The sequence below is a fragment of the Candidatus Nitrospira nitrificans genome (genome assembly GCF_001458775.1).
Classification (GTDB): Bacteria; Nitrospirota; Nitrospiria; order Nitrospirales; family Nitrospiraceae; genus Nitrospira_D; species Nitrospira_D nitrificans.
The window spans coordinates 149338-162977 of sequence record NZ_CZPZ01000031.1 but is presented as its reverse complement, the minus strand read 5'-3'; the positions used below and the strand labels follow the sequence as shown (position 1 = coordinate 162977).

The window sequence follows — 13640 nt, the reverse complement described above, 5'->3', positions numbered from 1 at the left end:
GATGACAGAGGGATCCTTTTTGGCATTTTACCGGATCACTCACTCGAAATCCATGAACTCGGCATTCTATAAGGGGTTTCTCTCCTTGATTTCATCGTTTTGAAGACACCTGTCCATCCGAACAGAACCATCCGTACATCAGACGCCGCACATCAGACGTAAGAGCGCCTCCAAGGTAACCACTACGTTATGATACGGGACAAGGGTGAGTCATCGGGCAACGGATCCTGGCCTTTCGCAGTTGACAGCGGCCGGACAATCGAACTACATCTGTAGCATGGCTATTCATACTCTTGCAGGCCGACCGGCGCCCCACTCAATCCTGGTGGATGTAGAGAAACTTTTATCCGCATACTGGACTGAGAAACCGGATGTCTCGGTTCGAGAACAGCGAGTATCATTCGGCACATCAGGGCATCGTGGCTCCTCATTCAAGCGAAGCTTCAATGAGAATCATCTCGTGGCCATTGCTCAGGCAATTTGCGAATACCGGGTCGCACAGCGCACGACCGGGCCGCTGTATTTGGGGAAAGACACGCATGCGCTGTCGGAGCCGGCCTTTGTCACTGCTCTTGAGGTCCTTGCCGCCAATGGTGTTGAAGTCATCATAGACAAGGACGGGGGCTTCACACCGACCCCGGTCATCTCGCACGCCATTCTCACCTACAACCATGGCCGAACCTCCGGCTTGGCGGATGGCATCGTCATCACGCCATCGCACAACCCGCCGGAAGACGGCGGCATCAAGTACAACCCGCCGAGCGGGGGGCCGGCCGATACACAGATTACGAAGTGGATCGAAGATCGAGCCAACGCTCTTCTCGCCACCGAACTCCAAGGAGTCAAACGTCTTCCGGTTGAACAGGCCAGACGCGCATCAACCACACATCCGCACGACTATATCGGGGCCTATGTGAGTGATCTGAGTCATGTGATTGATATGGACACCATCAAAGCCGCGGCGCTCAAGCTTGGGATCGACCCCCTCGGCGGATCCGGTGCAGCCTACTGGCAGCCGATTGTCGAGCGATATGGGATTCCTATAGAGATTGTGAACCCAGCAGTCGATCCAACCTTTCGCTTCATGCCCTTGGATTGGGACGGCAAGATCCGCATGGACTGTTCGTCTCCCTATGCCATGGCGAATCTGATCGCGCTCAAAGATCGCTTTGACGTGGCTTTCGGCAATGATGCCGACAACGATCGGCACGGAATCGTCACTCGTTCAGGTTTGATGAATCCGAACCATTACCTGGCCGTCTCGATTGCCTACCTCTTTGCCAGTCGGCCCGGCTGGAAATCCGACGCCGGGATCGGCAAGACCTTGGTCAGCAGCAGCTTGATCGACCGAGTCGCGGCCAAACTGAAACAGAAACTGGTGGAAGTGCCGGTAGGCTTCAAGTGGTTCGTCAGCGGTCTGCTCGATGGCTCGCTTGGTTTCGGCGGCGAGGAAAGCGCCGGCGCCTCGTTCTTACGACGCGATGGAACAGTCTGGTCGACTGATAAGGACGGCATCATCATGGACCTGCTGGCTGCCGAAATGACGGCCAAGACCGGCCTTGATCCATCCGAGTTGTACCGAGCCCTCACGAACGAGCTGGGCGAGCCGGTCTATGAACGGATCGACGCCCCGGCCACGCCGGAGCAGAAAGCCATTCTCTCCAAACTTTCGCCCGAGCAAGTGAAGGCATCGGAGCTTGCCGGCGACAAGATCGTGGCGATGCTCACCAAGGCTCCAGGCAACGGCGCGGCGATCGGCGGCTTGAAAGTCGTGACCGGAAATGGCTGGTTTGCCGCCAGACCGTCCGGGACCGAAGACGTGTACAAGCTCTACGCCGAGAGTTTCAAAGGGAAGGAACATCTCAAGAAGATCCAGGATGAAGCTCAGGCAATCGTTTCCAGCGCGCTGGCGGCCGCCATGTGATGCCGCTTGTTTCATGAACGACCACACGCTCCGCTGGCCTCTTCCCAAGCACGACTATTGGTCCACGCCGTTCGCGCATTCGTTACTCCAGCACCTGGACCTTCGACCCGGTCTACGGATCCTGGATGTCGCATCCGGCCACGGCATTCCGGCCTTTTATCTCGCTGAACAAGTCGGTCCGACCGGTGCGGTGCTGGCGATCGATGCGAGCGCCGGTCAGGTGGCTCGTGCAAGAGCCGTTCAGGGCTCGCAATTGCCATGGCTTCGATTCGAATGTGCGGATATGCGTTCCCTGCCTCCCGCGCTGCCGACATTTGATCGCATCACAGGCAATCTCTCCGTCATGTTCTTTCGCCCCAATCGATTTGAGGCCGTCCGTGGACTTGTGGACCATCTCAATCCGGACGGTCAGCTCGTCCTGACCTTTCCGTCCTCCGGCACATTCGATTCACTGTGGCAGCGAGTGGATCAAGCGATGACCCGACAAGGGCTGATCAGCGAGCGAGAGCGATTCCAGGACTATCTGCTCGAACGACCATCGGCGCGGGACGGACGAAGTTGGCTTGAACGACTCGATCTTGAACGAGTCGAGGCCATCGAGTATCCGCTTGAAGTAAAAACTGGCGCCGGTCAGGAGTTTCTCCATCACCCGCTGCTCCGTGGCGGCTTTCTCGACGACGTGTACGAATGTTTCGAGGATCAGTCCCTCGCCAACCGATTCATGACCGACATCGCGCAAGACATTACCCGATTCACCCCGCTCATCGCGCAACGCTGTGTGCTTTCAGGATGGAAACGAGCTGCGAAGGCTGGTTGCGAAGGTTGAGAGTGTTGAATCCTCTTGGATTGACGAACTCTCCGCAGGTATATTTTCTACAAGGATGGGTATGTTGAGTTCGATGTTGCGGGGAACTCTATCATGAAAGCCAAGAATCTCGAGAAGATGTTCGATGAGGGGAAAGGCGTGACGCCTTATCTTGATCTTTCTAGAGCGCGCCGTCCTGGGCATGAACAGAGACGAGTGAATGTGGATTTTCCCAGTTGGATCATCGAATCACTGGATGCTCAGGCAAGCCGTCTAGGCGTCACCAGACAATCGGTGATCAAGCTGTGGATCGCCGAGCGATTGAAGGAAGAACAGAAGAAGGCGAGTTGAGGCAACTGCCCTCGGACTCCCCGTCAAGCTCCTCAACATCGATTGAAACCGTGAAACCGTTGCCAACGTAACGGCCCCCGTTTGAGAGCGAACCGCGGTCATCAGAACTCCAACCAACCGTTCCGATTGCAAGACGCGACCTTACCTGCTTTCGAGAACACAAGTTTCTTGCAGACACGTACGCCTATACCGTACTCTGAAAACAGATGATCATTCGATCCGTGCGCCACCGGGGACTCAAGCGTCTGCTTGAGAGCGATCAGATCAAAGAACTACGGGCCGACCTGGTGAACCGGATACGGAATATCCTGATAGGCCTTGATTGTCGCCGAGGATATGCGAGTGTTTCGGGAAAGTGCCCCTCCCGGCTGGTGGGTGCATCAGCTCTCGGGCGACCGTAAAGGGGCATGGAGCATTTCAACCTCCGGCAACTGGCGGATCACGTTTGCGGAGGAGAATGGGTATGTGGATGACTTGGATTTGGAGGACTATCACTAATGGCACGAAAAGGCATGAAAATCGGCATGTCGCCTTCCCATCCGGGCAGCTTCATCAAAACAGAAATCCTGGACGAGCTGGGTCTCAGCATCACCAAGGCCGGTGCCATCCTGGGTGTGCGCCGGGCCACCTTTTCCGACTTGGTGCATGAAAAGACAGCGCTCTCTCCAGAAATGGCGTTGCGGCTGGAAAAAGCCTTTCATCTGAAGATGGAGATGCTGCTCCAGATGCAGGCCTGGTATGACAGCACCAAGATGCGCAAGCAGGCCCGGAAAATCAAGATCGAGCCTTTTGTTCCCGCATAAAACGGACTGACTGTACTGAAACATCGGCCCGGTTAATATCTTGCCACAGCTGTTGGATAACAAGATCCTCTGCGCTTAAACATTCAACGACCTATAAACTCAGGCAGCGCCTCATCCAAAGCCTCATCGCCGGCATCCTATCTAAATACGTCAGCCGCTCTACGCCACAGACCAATTACTCAGAAGTCAGCAACTTAGGCAACACAAACTGCCATGAAACCGGCAGGGATGCTGGATATGATGTCGTTCAAATTGCTGACTTCTGAGTACCTGGTCCGCTGTGGGGAGAAGCACCTCTCAGAATTCTATCGGCTTTCACAATGCACAGTACAAGATCCGACCCACTGACTTCTGACGCTGGGCCACGACCTCAGGAGATAAACAAAAACTTCATCAATTTTCGCGCTAAAATCATCCTTCTAATAATTTTTCCATGAAGATGCAATCCCACAGCATGGTTTCTTTCCAGGCTTGTTCTTTCATTTCTCGTTCCCAAGTCCATTGAAAATACTTCTGAGGCAATGACGCCACATCTTTTGGACAGGTGTTCAGGAGAATCTCCTGGACGCGGGGAGTCGAACCATCGCGGAGATACTCGAAGAAGGGGTTCCCAGGGTCACGTTTGTTGATAGTGATTATACTTTCCTGGATTGACGAGGTTGTATGGCCCATAAGCCTGAGCAACCAGGCTTCTACTGCGACAAGATGGAGAGAGTACCCCAGTTTGTTCGTATGTGCATTGTGGTCATTAATCCAGGTCGAGCCAAATGTGCCAAGATACCCACGGAGTGAACCGTTCGGTAAAGGAGGCATGCCTTGTTGGTGGAGATAATCGACTGTTGCAGCCAAGACTTCGGCATCTCCCGGGCGGATGGAGCAATTTGCCGAATCAGGGCAGAATCGTGGGATGCTTCGAATCCAGCAGTCGGATGAGAAAAGTTTATGCAACACGCATGGGACCGTATCGTCGATCTGTTTGAGCCATTGATATGCCCGTGCAGTGTCGCGAGTAGTTACCAGATAGAGCTGGACGCCAAGTGCCATATCCGGTGAGAGGGACGCGCCTTCAGCCGCGTGATGATTGACACGGAGCCGTGGCGATCGATACCATCGCCCTGATGCCTCTTGTGCATTTCGAACCGCATCACATCCACGAACATCACCTGCGGCACAGAGCAATCCATTAAAAAGTGTCGTATCACCGTCATCACAATGCTCTTTGGAAGGTGAGCGGGTTCCGTCAGCGCTGTCACAGTAGGGAGCATGCTGTTCCCACAATGAAACACGTTTAACTATCTCAGTATCTTCGGCGTTGGCTTGTAGACAGAGCGAATAGGACAAGAAGAGAACCGTCATTCTCAAGAGATGTGTTGTCATTGCGCCTCTCATTATTTTCTTGCGGACCCTATAGTGCATGAAAGAGAGTTCCAGATCTCGCTCATGATTAAACCAAAACACTCGCCTCTATAGATTTCTCAGAATATGTCCTCTGGGACCTGCGGGATTACCATGAAAAGATTGTTGTCGACTTTGACCTTAAAGAATTTGTCACTGGCTCCAGTTTGGGTGTGAATAAATCCACGCCCATCAAATACTTTTCCAGTTAAGGTAAACGACTCTAGATTTTGGGGAAGTGGGAAAACTGTGGGATCTGCCCAGGTAAGAATTGATTGCCCTTTTAGTCCAGGCATCGTGCCTTCTTCCTCTTTATATTCATAGACTAAGACTTTGCAATTTACGACCCCGTCCCTGTCTCTTGGGATAGCTCTCTCTCTTCCAACGTGAGCTCTGAAGACATGACCATTTTCCGAGATTTCATTTGGTTTCCAGCCGATACAGTATGAATTCCCTCTCCCTTCTCCGTACTGCTCGAAGCTAAAAGCGTTCTTCTTTTCCAGATCAAATTTCCATCCTGCCTCAGGTCGTATTGCACGCTCCTGATCTGTGTCATACCCTCGGAATTCAGATTCGGCCCACATTCTTCCCGGACATTTCCCATCTGAATATTGCTGATGACCTGGGCAGTCGATTTGTCTATTTAGTATTTTCCTTTTTACCTTCATTGTTGTGACAAGCTCGAGGTCAGCCACCTTGAGAGGTAGTGCCAGAATCGCAATTTCTCTTGTCACACGTGGAGCACTGGAGAAAGTCTCCACGACCCGACCTATGAAACCGATGCGCGGGTTTCGATAACTTAATTTAATTTTATTTAAGCTTGAGCTCTCCTTATCGAATATAAATCTGTCTACAGGGACATCGAACACTAACCTGGTCTTTTCTCCATCACCTGATGGCCTAATCACTTCGGAGGAATTTGGCAACAAGAGCTCCGCTTCGGCTGTATCAAGATTGGCACCGCCGAGAGTTATACGGATTGGCTCTTTTTGTCTATAAATTACACGGGGACGCTGCTTGAGAATATATGGTCGATCTCCATCCGGGGTGATCATGCTAACGATCTGCGCAGCTGAGCTTTCAAGCTCTTGAATCTGATCTAATCGGGCTGCTCCTTTTCGATTAATGTCATCAACAAGGCCTTCGATTCGTTGGAAGTTTTTCTTGGCAGTATCGTCAAGCTTCTTAAAAGCATCTCCTAATAGCCTACTATTCGCAGCTTCCCAGGCATCAATTGCATTCTTCGCCTCAATCACAGCACGGATGAGCAAGTAGTCACCTTTTTGGCGAGCCGATTCCAACAATGACTCAATGGTAGACCGAACTTCACTGAGTCCCACAGACATAATGGTTGTCTCTGTGATGAGCGCGTGTGCTGGCTCAGCAAGTATTAAGAGTGCGCCCAGTAGGACAGCACATGGGCACAAAAAAAATCGTTTCATGAGAATTTGAGCAGAATGTCTATCTGAATCTATCAATAAACTTCGCATGTTACTTCTTTCGCCAGTAGGTCATGGTGTTTGGACACTCGTATCCTCAGGAAAACTTCCAACGGTCCTGCCCAGGTTTGTTCTTCGAAACAGCCAGAAGCGGGACGGCTCTGCCTCCCAGCCCTGCCCGAACATGTTTCTTATCGAAAGGTGCGTTACTGGGGATTCCCCTTTTTTGATGTCGCAGTAAAACGGCACTCTGTGCCAACTCTGGAAGTAAGTTTACCAGGATTGTTTGTACAGTCTGCGTATGCCCTGACAATGACTCTAACTAATCGTTGGGAGCATTCCTTCTCACCATCGGCATCAGTCACACAAAAGCTTCTTGTCTCATAGGCGTTTCCTCCGCCGTCGGAGTTGTATTCGCAATTTCCCGCTCCAAACTTTGTTTTTTCGGCAAGCTGTTCTTTAAAGAAATATCGGCCATCGCCTGCATATATATCTCTGTAGGCCCTATGATCCTGCCCTATACTCGTACATGTATGAGAGCCAGTGTCCACCGTAACGTCAATCGGAACGGTATTTCCTGCGGCAAAAACATAAGATGGAGCAGTCAGCGCGACCCCCATGAAGATTTGCCACTTCATTTTGCTAACCTCCTTTGTGTAAGTGACGTTGTGCAAAGAATATGTGTCTTTTCAAGAATTATTGCCGTTACCCCGCGCTAACATACCGATTTCCAATCAGGAGGAACCTCTGTACTACCTCGCATCTGTAGCGTCGATCTTCCACGAGACCGACGCCGGTCTCATGTGATATCCGTTCACCTTCCGCAATGCCTGCTTTGTGGCTCCAGCCCCTATTCATACGTAATGACCCTTGTAGCAAACCGAAGCTGTGCTAGAAATACGCCACCTAACGTACGGTGTTGTACTTATACTACTGCACTAAGTAAGATAGCGGATCTTTGTTCGGAGCATGACGATGGAACGTCTAACAGGGAAGCAACTGCGGCAGGTATCTGAGTTCTTACTTGATCTGTATCAACTGCGGACGCACGAGGAGTTCACCGATCATGTGATCACGGCATTGCCCGCGATCACGGAAGGTGATTTTACGTCGTACAACGAATTTATGTTGGATGACGGCACGATCCTCTACAAGTCCGATCAACTTCCGTACTGCCCCGATCCCTTACACTATGCCTCCGTGCTCCAACAGAACGTGCATGAGCATCCGGTTGTCACCCATTGGCTCACCACTCAAGATGATTCGGCCCATATCATTTCAGATTTTGTGCCGCCTCATCAATTTCACAAGACGGTATTACATAACGAATTCTACAAGCCGCTCAAGATGTCTTATCTGCTATTTCTTGGGATGAAGGCCGCAAATGGGCGGTTGATGTCCATCAGTCGTCACCGTAACGGCAAGGAGTTTCATGATTCCACCAAAACCGTCTTGAATGCCATTCGCTCCCATCTCAAGCGCGCTTTGGAGAACGCCTTGGCGGTCACTCAGATGCAACATCAGCTGACAGCCATGAATCACGCAATGGAAGAGGGACAGCAGGCTCTTATTTTAGTGACCCAAGACGGAGGCGTTCGGTTTGTTACACCATACGCGCAGAGGTTGCTGAAGCAATACGGGCTTCAAACGCGATCCGATTCCAACCGGCTTCCTACCCGCTTAAGAGACTGGCTGACTCACTATCAACGGCAACTAGCCCGAGCAGACGATGTACAACCAGAACTCCAGCCCTTGTTGATCCAAGGAGAATCGGGCCGCCTGACCGTCCGGCTGATCGTGAAGGGGTTAGAGTATCTACTAATTCTCGAAGAACGTAGGACTACGCCTGTGGCAAGAGATTGTGAGTTCCTTGGGCTGAGCCCTCGGGAGTCGGAAATCTTGGGATGGGTCACGCAAGGCAAGACGAATCCCGAGATCGGCATGATTCTGAGGATCAGCCGCCGCACCGTTCAGAAACATCTGGAACGGATCTATATTAAATTGGGAGTGGAGAACCGAACCGCTGCCGCGGCAATGGTCACAGGCACCACACAATCCATAGGCAGGGAATGAGGATAGATAACCTCGGCACGGGACAATAGGGCTGGCCTGACTATTGAGTTACGAAACCATGCACTATGCAGCTCGATGGGGTTTTGGTCCTGGCTCTAAGGAAATCTCCAGTCGACCGCCACAGGCACGGACAATCTTTTGCAGCGTGCGGAGCTCATAGCGATCGTATTCCGCATTTTCGTAGCGGCTGATCGCCGATGCTGTGGTGCCGGTACGTTTCGCCACTTGCGCTTGGGTCAATCCTGCCTCCAGGCGCAGCCGAGCGAGCTGCTCGCCGATGGCCAGCTTTTGCAGCTCTTCTTCGAATCCTTTGCGGAATTTTGAACTAACTAGCTTTCTATCCAACCAGCCTTTGCCCATTCCCACAGCTTTAGTTTTCATATCGAGCCCTCCCCTCAAAGTCCTTTTTATACGCTTCAGCTCGATCAATTTCTCGTTGTGGTGTTTTGTCGACGGCTTTCCTGAATCCATGCATCAAAATCAGCCGACGACCGACGAAAAAGAAGCACAGGATGCGATCAGCCTCGACTTTAAACTCGAAGAGCTGATCGGTCCCGGTCAAATGTTTAAACTTACGCTCATTCCAGATCTTTCCAGTGTCCCCCATCCGCACAAACAGAGCTGCGAACTTCTGCTGGGCTGCGACCGAAAGCTGTTCGAGCCAGTCTTCTGCTGGTGCGGTGCCATTCGGAGCAACGTAAAACTCAATTCGGAGGACCCTGCCGTCATAGACCAATCGGGTTAGTGGCGACTTACTTGAGGGATGCATCATCCTCTTTTCCGTCAGAAAATAGCATATATGCTATCAATCAAACAAGCGAAAGAGTCGATGCGAAGGCGCAACGACGGTGACGCAGCGCCGTTGAGGCAGGTCTGCTTGAAGACCTAAGGTGGTGAAAGGCACGCAGAATATGATTAGCTTAGGCGTGGAGAATGTTTTCTCGGCTCGGCTTTAATAAAAATTGAGCCGATCTTCCCAATACCCAGGCCGGCGTCGAAGATACATGACCGCGACTATGACTACTTCATCAGCGGCAACCGCATACAGAATCTCAAATGGAAACCGTTTCAGGAGCTGACGCCTGAGCTCTTCTTCACCTTGGGCGCGACTTCCGGATGGACCAGGACAGCGGCTACCGTCCGTTCGACCTCAGTGAGGAATTCCGATCCGAGACCGGCTGATTGTTGTTGGTAGTACTGAGCAGCAGCAATCATTTCCTCCTCAGCAGGAGGAAGAAAGATAGCCGTCATCATCCGAGTTTAGATTTGGCTTCGCGAAAAACTTGCTCGGCGGGTTTGCCTGATAACTTCCCTTGTTTGTATGCTTAATAGCGACGTTCAGCCTCCTCCAGCCAGACCGCTTCCGCATCGACATCTTCTCCGGGGTCGATACTGGCAATGAGATGGTGCGCCACGACCGCACGATCCTTCTTCGGTAGGCGACTCGCTTCTTGTTCTAATTCAGCGACTGATTTTGGCATGGCGGTTTTTTCAGTGAACTTCCGCCACCACTGTACGGCGATTCCATACCGTTTGCAACGGCTTCAGCAGATAGAGACACGGTCACAATTCCTTGCCAGTTACCTGCTGCTCCGCATGATAGGAGCTGCGGACGAGCGGACCGGATTCGACATGGCTGAAACCCATCGCAAGGCCCTCTTCCTTGAGCACGGCGAATTCGGAGGGATCGTAGAAACGGGCGACAGGGGGGTGGTCTCTCGTCGGTTGGAGATATTGGCCGATCGTGATGATGTCGCAATCGACCATTCGGAGATCGCGCATGACCTCGCGCGCCTCCTCAAGCGTCTCACCCATGCCCAGGATCAGGCCGGATTTGGTCTTCATCCCACGTTGCTTCGCCGTCGCGAGCACGTCGAGTGAGCGTTGATATTTTCCTTGCGGGCGGATCGATGGAAAGAGTCGCCGAACTGTTTCGATATTGTGATTGAGAATCTCCGGCCTCTCGCCACAGACCGTTGCAAGCGCTTCCTCGTTACCTTCGAAGTCCGGAATCAACACCTCGATCGTACAGGTCGGATTCAGCCGTTTGGTCTGCCGGATCGTTTCCGCGAACGCCCATGCCCCGCCGTCCGGCAATTCATCGCGATTCACCGACGTGATCACGGCATGGCGCAGGCCGAGGGCTTGGATTGCCTCTGCAACACGGCCTGGCTCTTCCTTGTCCAACGAGTGCGGTCGTCCTGTCTCCACCGAACAATAGTGACAACGCCTGGTGCAGATGTCGCCAAGAATCAGGAACGTCGCCGTGCGGGCATTCCAACATTCCCACCGGTTCGGACAGCGAGCTTCTTCGCAGATAGTATGGAGACCAAGCCGCTCCATGGTCTGCTTGATATCGAGATAATCCGGACCAGTCTTGGCCTGAACCTTAAACCAGGAGGGAAGGCGAGGTCGGGTGATAGGGAATGATTGATGGGTGATGGGTGATGGGTGATGAATGGCAGTAGAAGAAGAGGAGCGGAGTTGGTTAAGAGGAACAAAACTCATGACCGTGATCCATCCGAAGAGGTGGTCCGGAACCAACTTAGAACTTTCCCCAAAAGGCCGGGTCGGTCAGGCTCAGTTTGTGGAGGATCCGGATATTCTACCCACAGTTCCTGTGAACCCAGATAGACCCCGTCGCGAAAGCTCCGTTGAGTCTTGAGCTGCCGGTAGCCTTGAGCATGCAACGTCCGGATCAAGACGGTGAGCGCCTCATCCTGGGTCGGATGAACCTCCGTCGTGACACGGACGGCCTCATACCGTACAAGAGCTCGGTAGCCTTCTCCGGCCCGTTCAAACTCGACCGGCCTGCTGAATCCCCGTTCCCGGTTGTCCAACCCGGCGAGTTGGTGTTTATCGAATCCCGTCTGCCCCATCGCTCATGCTAAGGCTCGATACACGGCAACCAAATCACTCAACGCAATCGTCTTGTTTTTGAGTATGGCCCGTTCCGCTTGCATCATCTCTCGAATCTTGGGATCGACCGCGCCGGATTTGAGGCAGGAGGCGCCGAGCGCCAGAATCCGGTCACACTCGTCGGCGAGCTTCCTCTTCACAACGGGATTCACCGACAGAATCTCCATGAGCTGTTGTCGCGTTTCATCGAGATGCCCTTGGAGTTCGGAATCCGGATAGCTCTTCCGAGCTGCTTCATCGAAGCAACGATCGAGGTATTGAGTCAAAAACACGTAGAGGCGCACCAGCGCGGCCGCTATATCCGTTTGATCGTTCGTCGAGACAGGCATACGTTCTCCCTCCTTCTGAGACAACGGCAGATAACCCGCAGGCTGTTGACAAAGTCCGCCAGCGGCGTTCTCGCATCGCTCAGAGGCTCAACGTACCAAAGCGTACGCCTCGCCTCTTCGCTCGCTGCGGCCTTGCTGGACGGCCTTTCTGAACACCCTGCGGGCATTAGGATTCCGTCTATGAGAGATGACTTCAGACATCCAGCAATACCTGCACATCGTCGCCCTCGATTTTCACTTGGTAGGCTTCTACTTTCGCGGAGGGATTATTCATGCAGGCGCCGGTCGTGACATTGAACCGCCATCCGTGCCAGGGACAGGTGACGATGTCACCTTCCAACTCTCCCTCTCCCAACGGACCTTCTCGATGGCAACAAGTATTGTTGATCGCATGAATCGTCCCATCCACATTAAAGACGGCCAGCGTCTTTCCGTTCGCTTCCGCCACGATACCGTGCCCGGGTTTGATATCCGTGGCCGCAGCCACACGCACGAACTCTCCCATGCCTTCCCTCCGATTTGAGACCGCTCAATTGGTACTGAACGGCTGCTTGATCTTCTTGAGCAAACTATCGATGGACGAGCCGGTTTTCCCGGCATCGCCGAGCGCTTCCATGAGTTTCTTTGCTATATTCCGAAACGCCTCGGCTTGAGGGGATGCCGGATCGGCCACGACGATGGGATGGCCGGTATCTCCCCCGTCTCGAATGGCCGGATCAATCGGGATCCGGCCAAGGAACGGCACACCGACCTTGGCTGCTGCCCGCTCTCCCCCGCCATAGGAGAAAATCTCCGTCCGCTCGCCACAGTGGCCACACACAAAGTGGCTCATGTTCTCGACAAGGCCTAGGAGCGGAACGTTTACTTTTTGGAACATCGTCATGCCCTTGCGCACATCGTAGAGCGCAACTTCTTGAGGCGTGGTCACGGTGATCGCCCCGGCTAACGGAACCATTTGTGACAAGGAGAGCTGTACATCACCGGTGCCCGGCGGTAAATCAATCAGCAGGTAATCCAACTCGCCCCAGAGTACATCCCGGAAAAAAGCTTGCAAGTATTGGTGGACCATCGGACCACGCCAGACAAGCGCGGTTTCTTCCGGTACCAGGAACGCCATGGAAATTAATTTCACCCCGTAGTTCTCAACAGGAAGAATTTTCCCGTCCTTCTGTTCCGGGCCGGCGGTACACCCCATCATCATGGGGATATTGGGGCCGTACAGATCCGCGTCCAGAAGACCGACCTTCGCGCCGGCCAATGCCAATGCGCAAGCCAGGTTCGCCGACACGGTGGACTTACCGACTCCACCCTTGCCGCTACTGATTGCAACGACATGTTTGACGCCGGGAATCAAATTATCTTTTCCCTGGGGCTGCTGCGTCCCATGGGCATGTTCATCAGCCATAGCGAGTCTCCAGTTCAGGTAGGTTCGACCGCGTCGTTCAACAATGCCGTCTCTGATCGAGGCATCATCAAATCCCAATATCATCCATCATAAGGGATGCGGCGCCTGAAAGGAAATGGGCCGGTCGGACCATCGTCCATGCGCCGACCGGGGCAGCAAAGAACGATGACCATCGTCCGTCCGAGAGGTATACTGAA

18 protein-coding genes are annotated in these 13640 nt (G+C 53.0%); 6 read left to right on the top strand and 12 right to left on the bottom strand.

Going from position 1 to position 13640, the window contains the following annotated elements; translation table 11 throughout:
• Nucleotides 1–277: 277 nt before the first annotated feature.
• The 5 genes from pgm to COMA2_RS14845 all read left to right on the top strand — a co-directional run bounded on the left by pgm (nt 278) and on the right by COMA2_RS14845 (nt 3883).
• A complete protein-coding gene (gene pgm / locus COMA2_RS14865; protein WP_090900176.1) occupies nt 278–1924 on the top strand; it encodes a phosphoglucomutase (alpha-D-glucose-1,6-bisphosphate-dependent) in 1647 nt (548 codons plus the stop codon).
• A 13-nt stretch (nt 1925–1937) separates the two neighbouring features.
• On the top strand, nt 1938–2750 hold the full coding sequence (locus COMA2_RS14860; protein WP_090900173.1) for a class I SAM-dependent methyltransferase: 813 nt from the start codon (nt 1938–1940) through the stop codon (nt 2748–2750).
• Nucleotides 2751–2843: 93 nt separating this feature from the next.
• Complete coding sequence (gene brnA / locus COMA2_RS14855; protein ID WP_090899900.1) at nt 2844–3080, top strand: type II toxin-antitoxin system BrnA family antitoxin; 237 nt, start codon at nt 2844–2846, stop codon at nt 3078–3080.
• Nucleotides 3081–3416: 336 nt separating this feature from the next.
• Complete coding sequence (locus COMA2_RS21390) at nt 3417–3578, top strand: type II toxin-antitoxin system RelE/ParE family toxin (protein ID WP_090899897.1); 162 nt, start codon at nt 3417–3419, stop codon at nt 3576–3578.
• Nucleotides 3578–3883, top strand: a complete 306-nt coding sequence (locus tag COMA2_RS14845) for a HigA family addiction module antitoxin (protein ID WP_090899894.1) — start codon at nt 3578–3580, stop codon at nt 3881–3883. Before COMA2_RS21390 ends, COMA2_RS14845 begins: the two co-directional genes overlap by 1 nt.
• 411 nt (nt 3884–4294) lie before the next feature.
• Here the strand turns inward: COMA2_RS14845 and COMA2_RS14840 are convergent, their stop codons facing one another.
• The 3 genes from COMA2_RS14840 to COMA2_RS19885 all read right to left on the bottom strand — a co-directional run bounded on the left by COMA2_RS14840 (nt 4295) and on the right by COMA2_RS19885 (nt 7355).
• A complete protein-coding gene (locus COMA2_RS14840) occupies nt 4295–5260 on the bottom strand; it encodes a hypothetical protein (protein WP_090899891.1) in 966 nt (321 codons plus the stop codon).
• A gap of 98 nt (nt 5261–5358) precedes the next feature.
• Nucleotides 5359–6549 carry a hypothetical protein gene (locus COMA2_RS14835; protein ID WP_139077404.1) on the bottom strand — a complete coding sequence of 397 codons (1191 nt, stop codon included), beginning with the start codon at nt 6547–6549 and terminating at the stop codon, nt 5359–5361.
• Between the two features lie 374 nt (nt 6550–6923).
• Nucleotides 6924–7355: a hypothetical protein gene (locus COMA2_RS19885; RefSeq protein ID WP_139077402.1), complete on the bottom strand. Its 432-nt coding sequence runs from the start codon at nt 7353–7355 to the stop codon at nt 6924–6926.
• A gap of 337 nt (nt 7356–7692) precedes the next feature.
• Here COMA2_RS19885 and COMA2_RS20940 point away from each other — a divergent pair, with 337 nt between their 5' ends.
• Nucleotides 7693–8790 carry a helix-turn-helix domain-containing protein gene (locus COMA2_RS20940; RefSeq protein WP_281176451.1) on the top strand — a complete coding sequence of 366 codons (1098 nt, stop codon included), beginning with the start codon at nt 7693–7695 and terminating at the stop codon, nt 8788–8790.
• Between the two features lie 63 nt (nt 8791–8853).
• Here the strand turns inward: COMA2_RS20940 and COMA2_RS14825 are convergent, their stop codons facing one another.
• The 9 genes from COMA2_RS14825 to COMA2_RS14785 all read right to left on the bottom strand — a co-directional run bounded on the left by COMA2_RS14825 (nt 8854) and on the right by COMA2_RS14785 (nt 13443).
• The gene (locus COMA2_RS14825; RefSeq protein ID WP_090899882.1) at nt 8854–9171 is read right to left on the bottom strand and encodes a helix-turn-helix domain-containing protein; all 318 of its coding nucleotides are present in this window, start codon (nt 9169–9171) and stop codon (nt 8854–8856) included.
• On the bottom strand, nt 9161–9562 hold the full coding sequence (locus tag COMA2_RS14820) for a type II toxin-antitoxin system RelE/ParE family toxin (protein WP_090899880.1): 402 nt from the start codon (nt 9560–9562) through the stop codon (nt 9161–9163). Before COMA2_RS14820 ends, COMA2_RS14825 begins: the two co-directional genes overlap by 11 nt.
• Nucleotides 9563–9858: 296 nt before the next feature.
• Nucleotides 9859–10005: a hypothetical protein gene (locus tag COMA2_RS20285; RefSeq protein ID WP_175304637.1), complete on the bottom strand. Its 147-nt coding sequence runs from the start codon at nt 10003–10005 to the stop codon at nt 9859–9861.
• Nucleotides 10006–10115: 110 nt separating this feature from the next.
• The gene (locus COMA2_RS14810) at nt 10116–10271 is read right to left on the bottom strand and encodes an addiction module protein (protein ID WP_090899873.1); all 156 of its coding nucleotides are present in this window, start codon (nt 10269–10271) and stop codon (nt 10116–10118) included.
• Between the two features lie 82 nt (nt 10272–10353).
• Entirely contained in the window at nt 10354–11298 is a 945-nt protein-coding gene (gene lipA, locus COMA2_RS14805; protein ID WP_090899869.1) for a lipoyl synthase, read from the bottom strand.
• Nucleotides 11295–11669, bottom strand: coding sequence for a hypothetical protein (locus tag COMA2_RS14800; RefSeq protein WP_090899866.1), 375 nt, complete (start codon nt 11667–11669; stop codon nt 11295–11297). Before COMA2_RS14800 ends, lipA begins: the two co-directional genes overlap by 4 nt.
• A gap of 3 nt (nt 11670–11672) precedes the next feature.
• Nucleotides 11673–12038, bottom strand: a complete 366-nt coding sequence (locus tag COMA2_RS14795; RefSeq protein WP_090899863.1) for a hypothetical protein — start codon at nt 12036–12038, stop codon at nt 11673–11675.
• A gap of 193 nt (nt 12039–12231) precedes the next feature.
• Complete coding sequence (locus COMA2_RS14790) at nt 12232–12543, bottom strand: Rieske (2Fe-2S) protein (RefSeq protein ID WP_090899861.1); 312 nt, start codon at nt 12541–12543, stop codon at nt 12232–12234.
• 24 nt (nt 12544–12567) lie between these two features.
• Complete coding sequence (locus COMA2_RS14785) at nt 12568–13443, bottom strand: Mrp/NBP35 family ATP-binding protein (RefSeq protein WP_090900170.1); 876 nt, start codon at nt 13441–13443, stop codon at nt 12568–12570.
• Between the last annotated feature and the right edge of the window lie 197 nt (nt 13444–13640).

What these genes read in the sequence shown, in the direction of transcription:
- COMA2_RS20940 (WP_281176451.1), top strand. Translation starts at nt 7,693, where the DNA reads ATGGAACGTCTAACAGGGAAGCAACTGCGGCAGGTATCTGAGTTCTTA.
- lipA (WP_090899869.1), bottom strand. Translation starts at nt 11,298, where the DNA reads ATGAGTTTTGTTCCTCTTAACCAACTCCGCTCCTCTTCTTCTACTGCC.
- COMA2_RS14810 (WP_090899873.1), bottom strand. Translation starts at nt 10,271, where the DNA reads ATGCCAAAATCAGTCGCTGAATTAGAACAAGAAGCGAGTCGCCTACCG.
- COMA2_RS21390 (WP_090899897.1), top strand. Translation starts at nt 3,417, where the DNA reads ATGCGAGTGTTTCGGGAAAGTGCCCCTCCCGGCTGGTGGGTGCATCAG.
- COMA2_RS14795 (WP_090899863.1), bottom strand. Translation starts at nt 12,038, where the DNA reads ATGCCTGTCTCGACGAACGATCAAACGGATATAGCGGCCGCGCTGGTG.
- COMA2_RS14820 (WP_090899880.1), bottom strand. Translation starts at nt 9,562, where the DNA reads ATGATGCATCCCTCAAGTAAGTCGCCACTAACCCGATTGGTCTATGAC.
- COMA2_RS14840 (WP_090899891.1), bottom strand. Translation starts at nt 5,260, where the DNA reads ATGACAACACATCTCTTGAGAATGACGGTTCTCTTCTTGTCCTATTCG.
- COMA2_RS20285 (WP_175304637.1), bottom strand. Translation starts at nt 10,005, where the DNA reads ATGATTGCTGCTGCTCAGTACTACCAACAACAATCAGCCGGTCTCGGA.
- COMA2_RS14800 (WP_090899866.1), bottom strand. Translation starts at nt 11,669, where the DNA reads ATGGGGCAGACGGGATTCGATAAACACCAACTCGCCGGGTTGGACAAC.
- COMA2_RS14785 (WP_090900170.1), bottom strand. Translation starts at nt 13,443, where the DNA reads ATGGCTGATGAACATGCCCATGGGACGCAGCAGCCCCAGGGAAAAGAT.
- COMA2_RS19885 (WP_139077402.1), bottom strand. Translation starts at nt 7,355, where the DNA reads ATGAAGTGGCAAATCTTCATGGGGGTCGCGCTGACTGCTCCATCTTAT.
- COMA2_RS14845 (WP_090899894.1), top strand. Translation starts at nt 3,578, where the DNA reads ATGGCACGAAAAGGCATGAAAATCGGCATGTCGCCTTCCCATCCGGGC.
- COMA2_RS14860 (WP_090900173.1), top strand. Translation starts at nt 1,938, where the DNA reads ATGAACGACCACACGCTCCGCTGGCCTCTTCCCAAGCACGACTATTGG.
- COMA2_RS14790 (WP_090899861.1), bottom strand. Translation starts at nt 12,543, where the DNA reads ATGGGAGAGTTCGTGCGTGTGGCTGCGGCCACGGATATCAAACCCGGG.
- pgm (WP_090900176.1), top strand. Translation starts at nt 278, where the DNA reads ATGGCTATTCATACTCTTGCAGGCCGACCGGCGCCCCACTCAATCCTG.
- COMA2_RS14825 (WP_090899882.1), bottom strand. Translation starts at nt 9,171, where the DNA reads ATGAAAACTAAAGCTGTGGGAATGGGCAAAGGCTGGTTGGATAGAAAG.
- brnA (WP_090899900.1), top strand. Translation starts at nt 2,844, where the DNA reads ATGAAAGCCAAGAATCTCGAGAAGATGTTCGATGAGGGGAAAGGCGTG.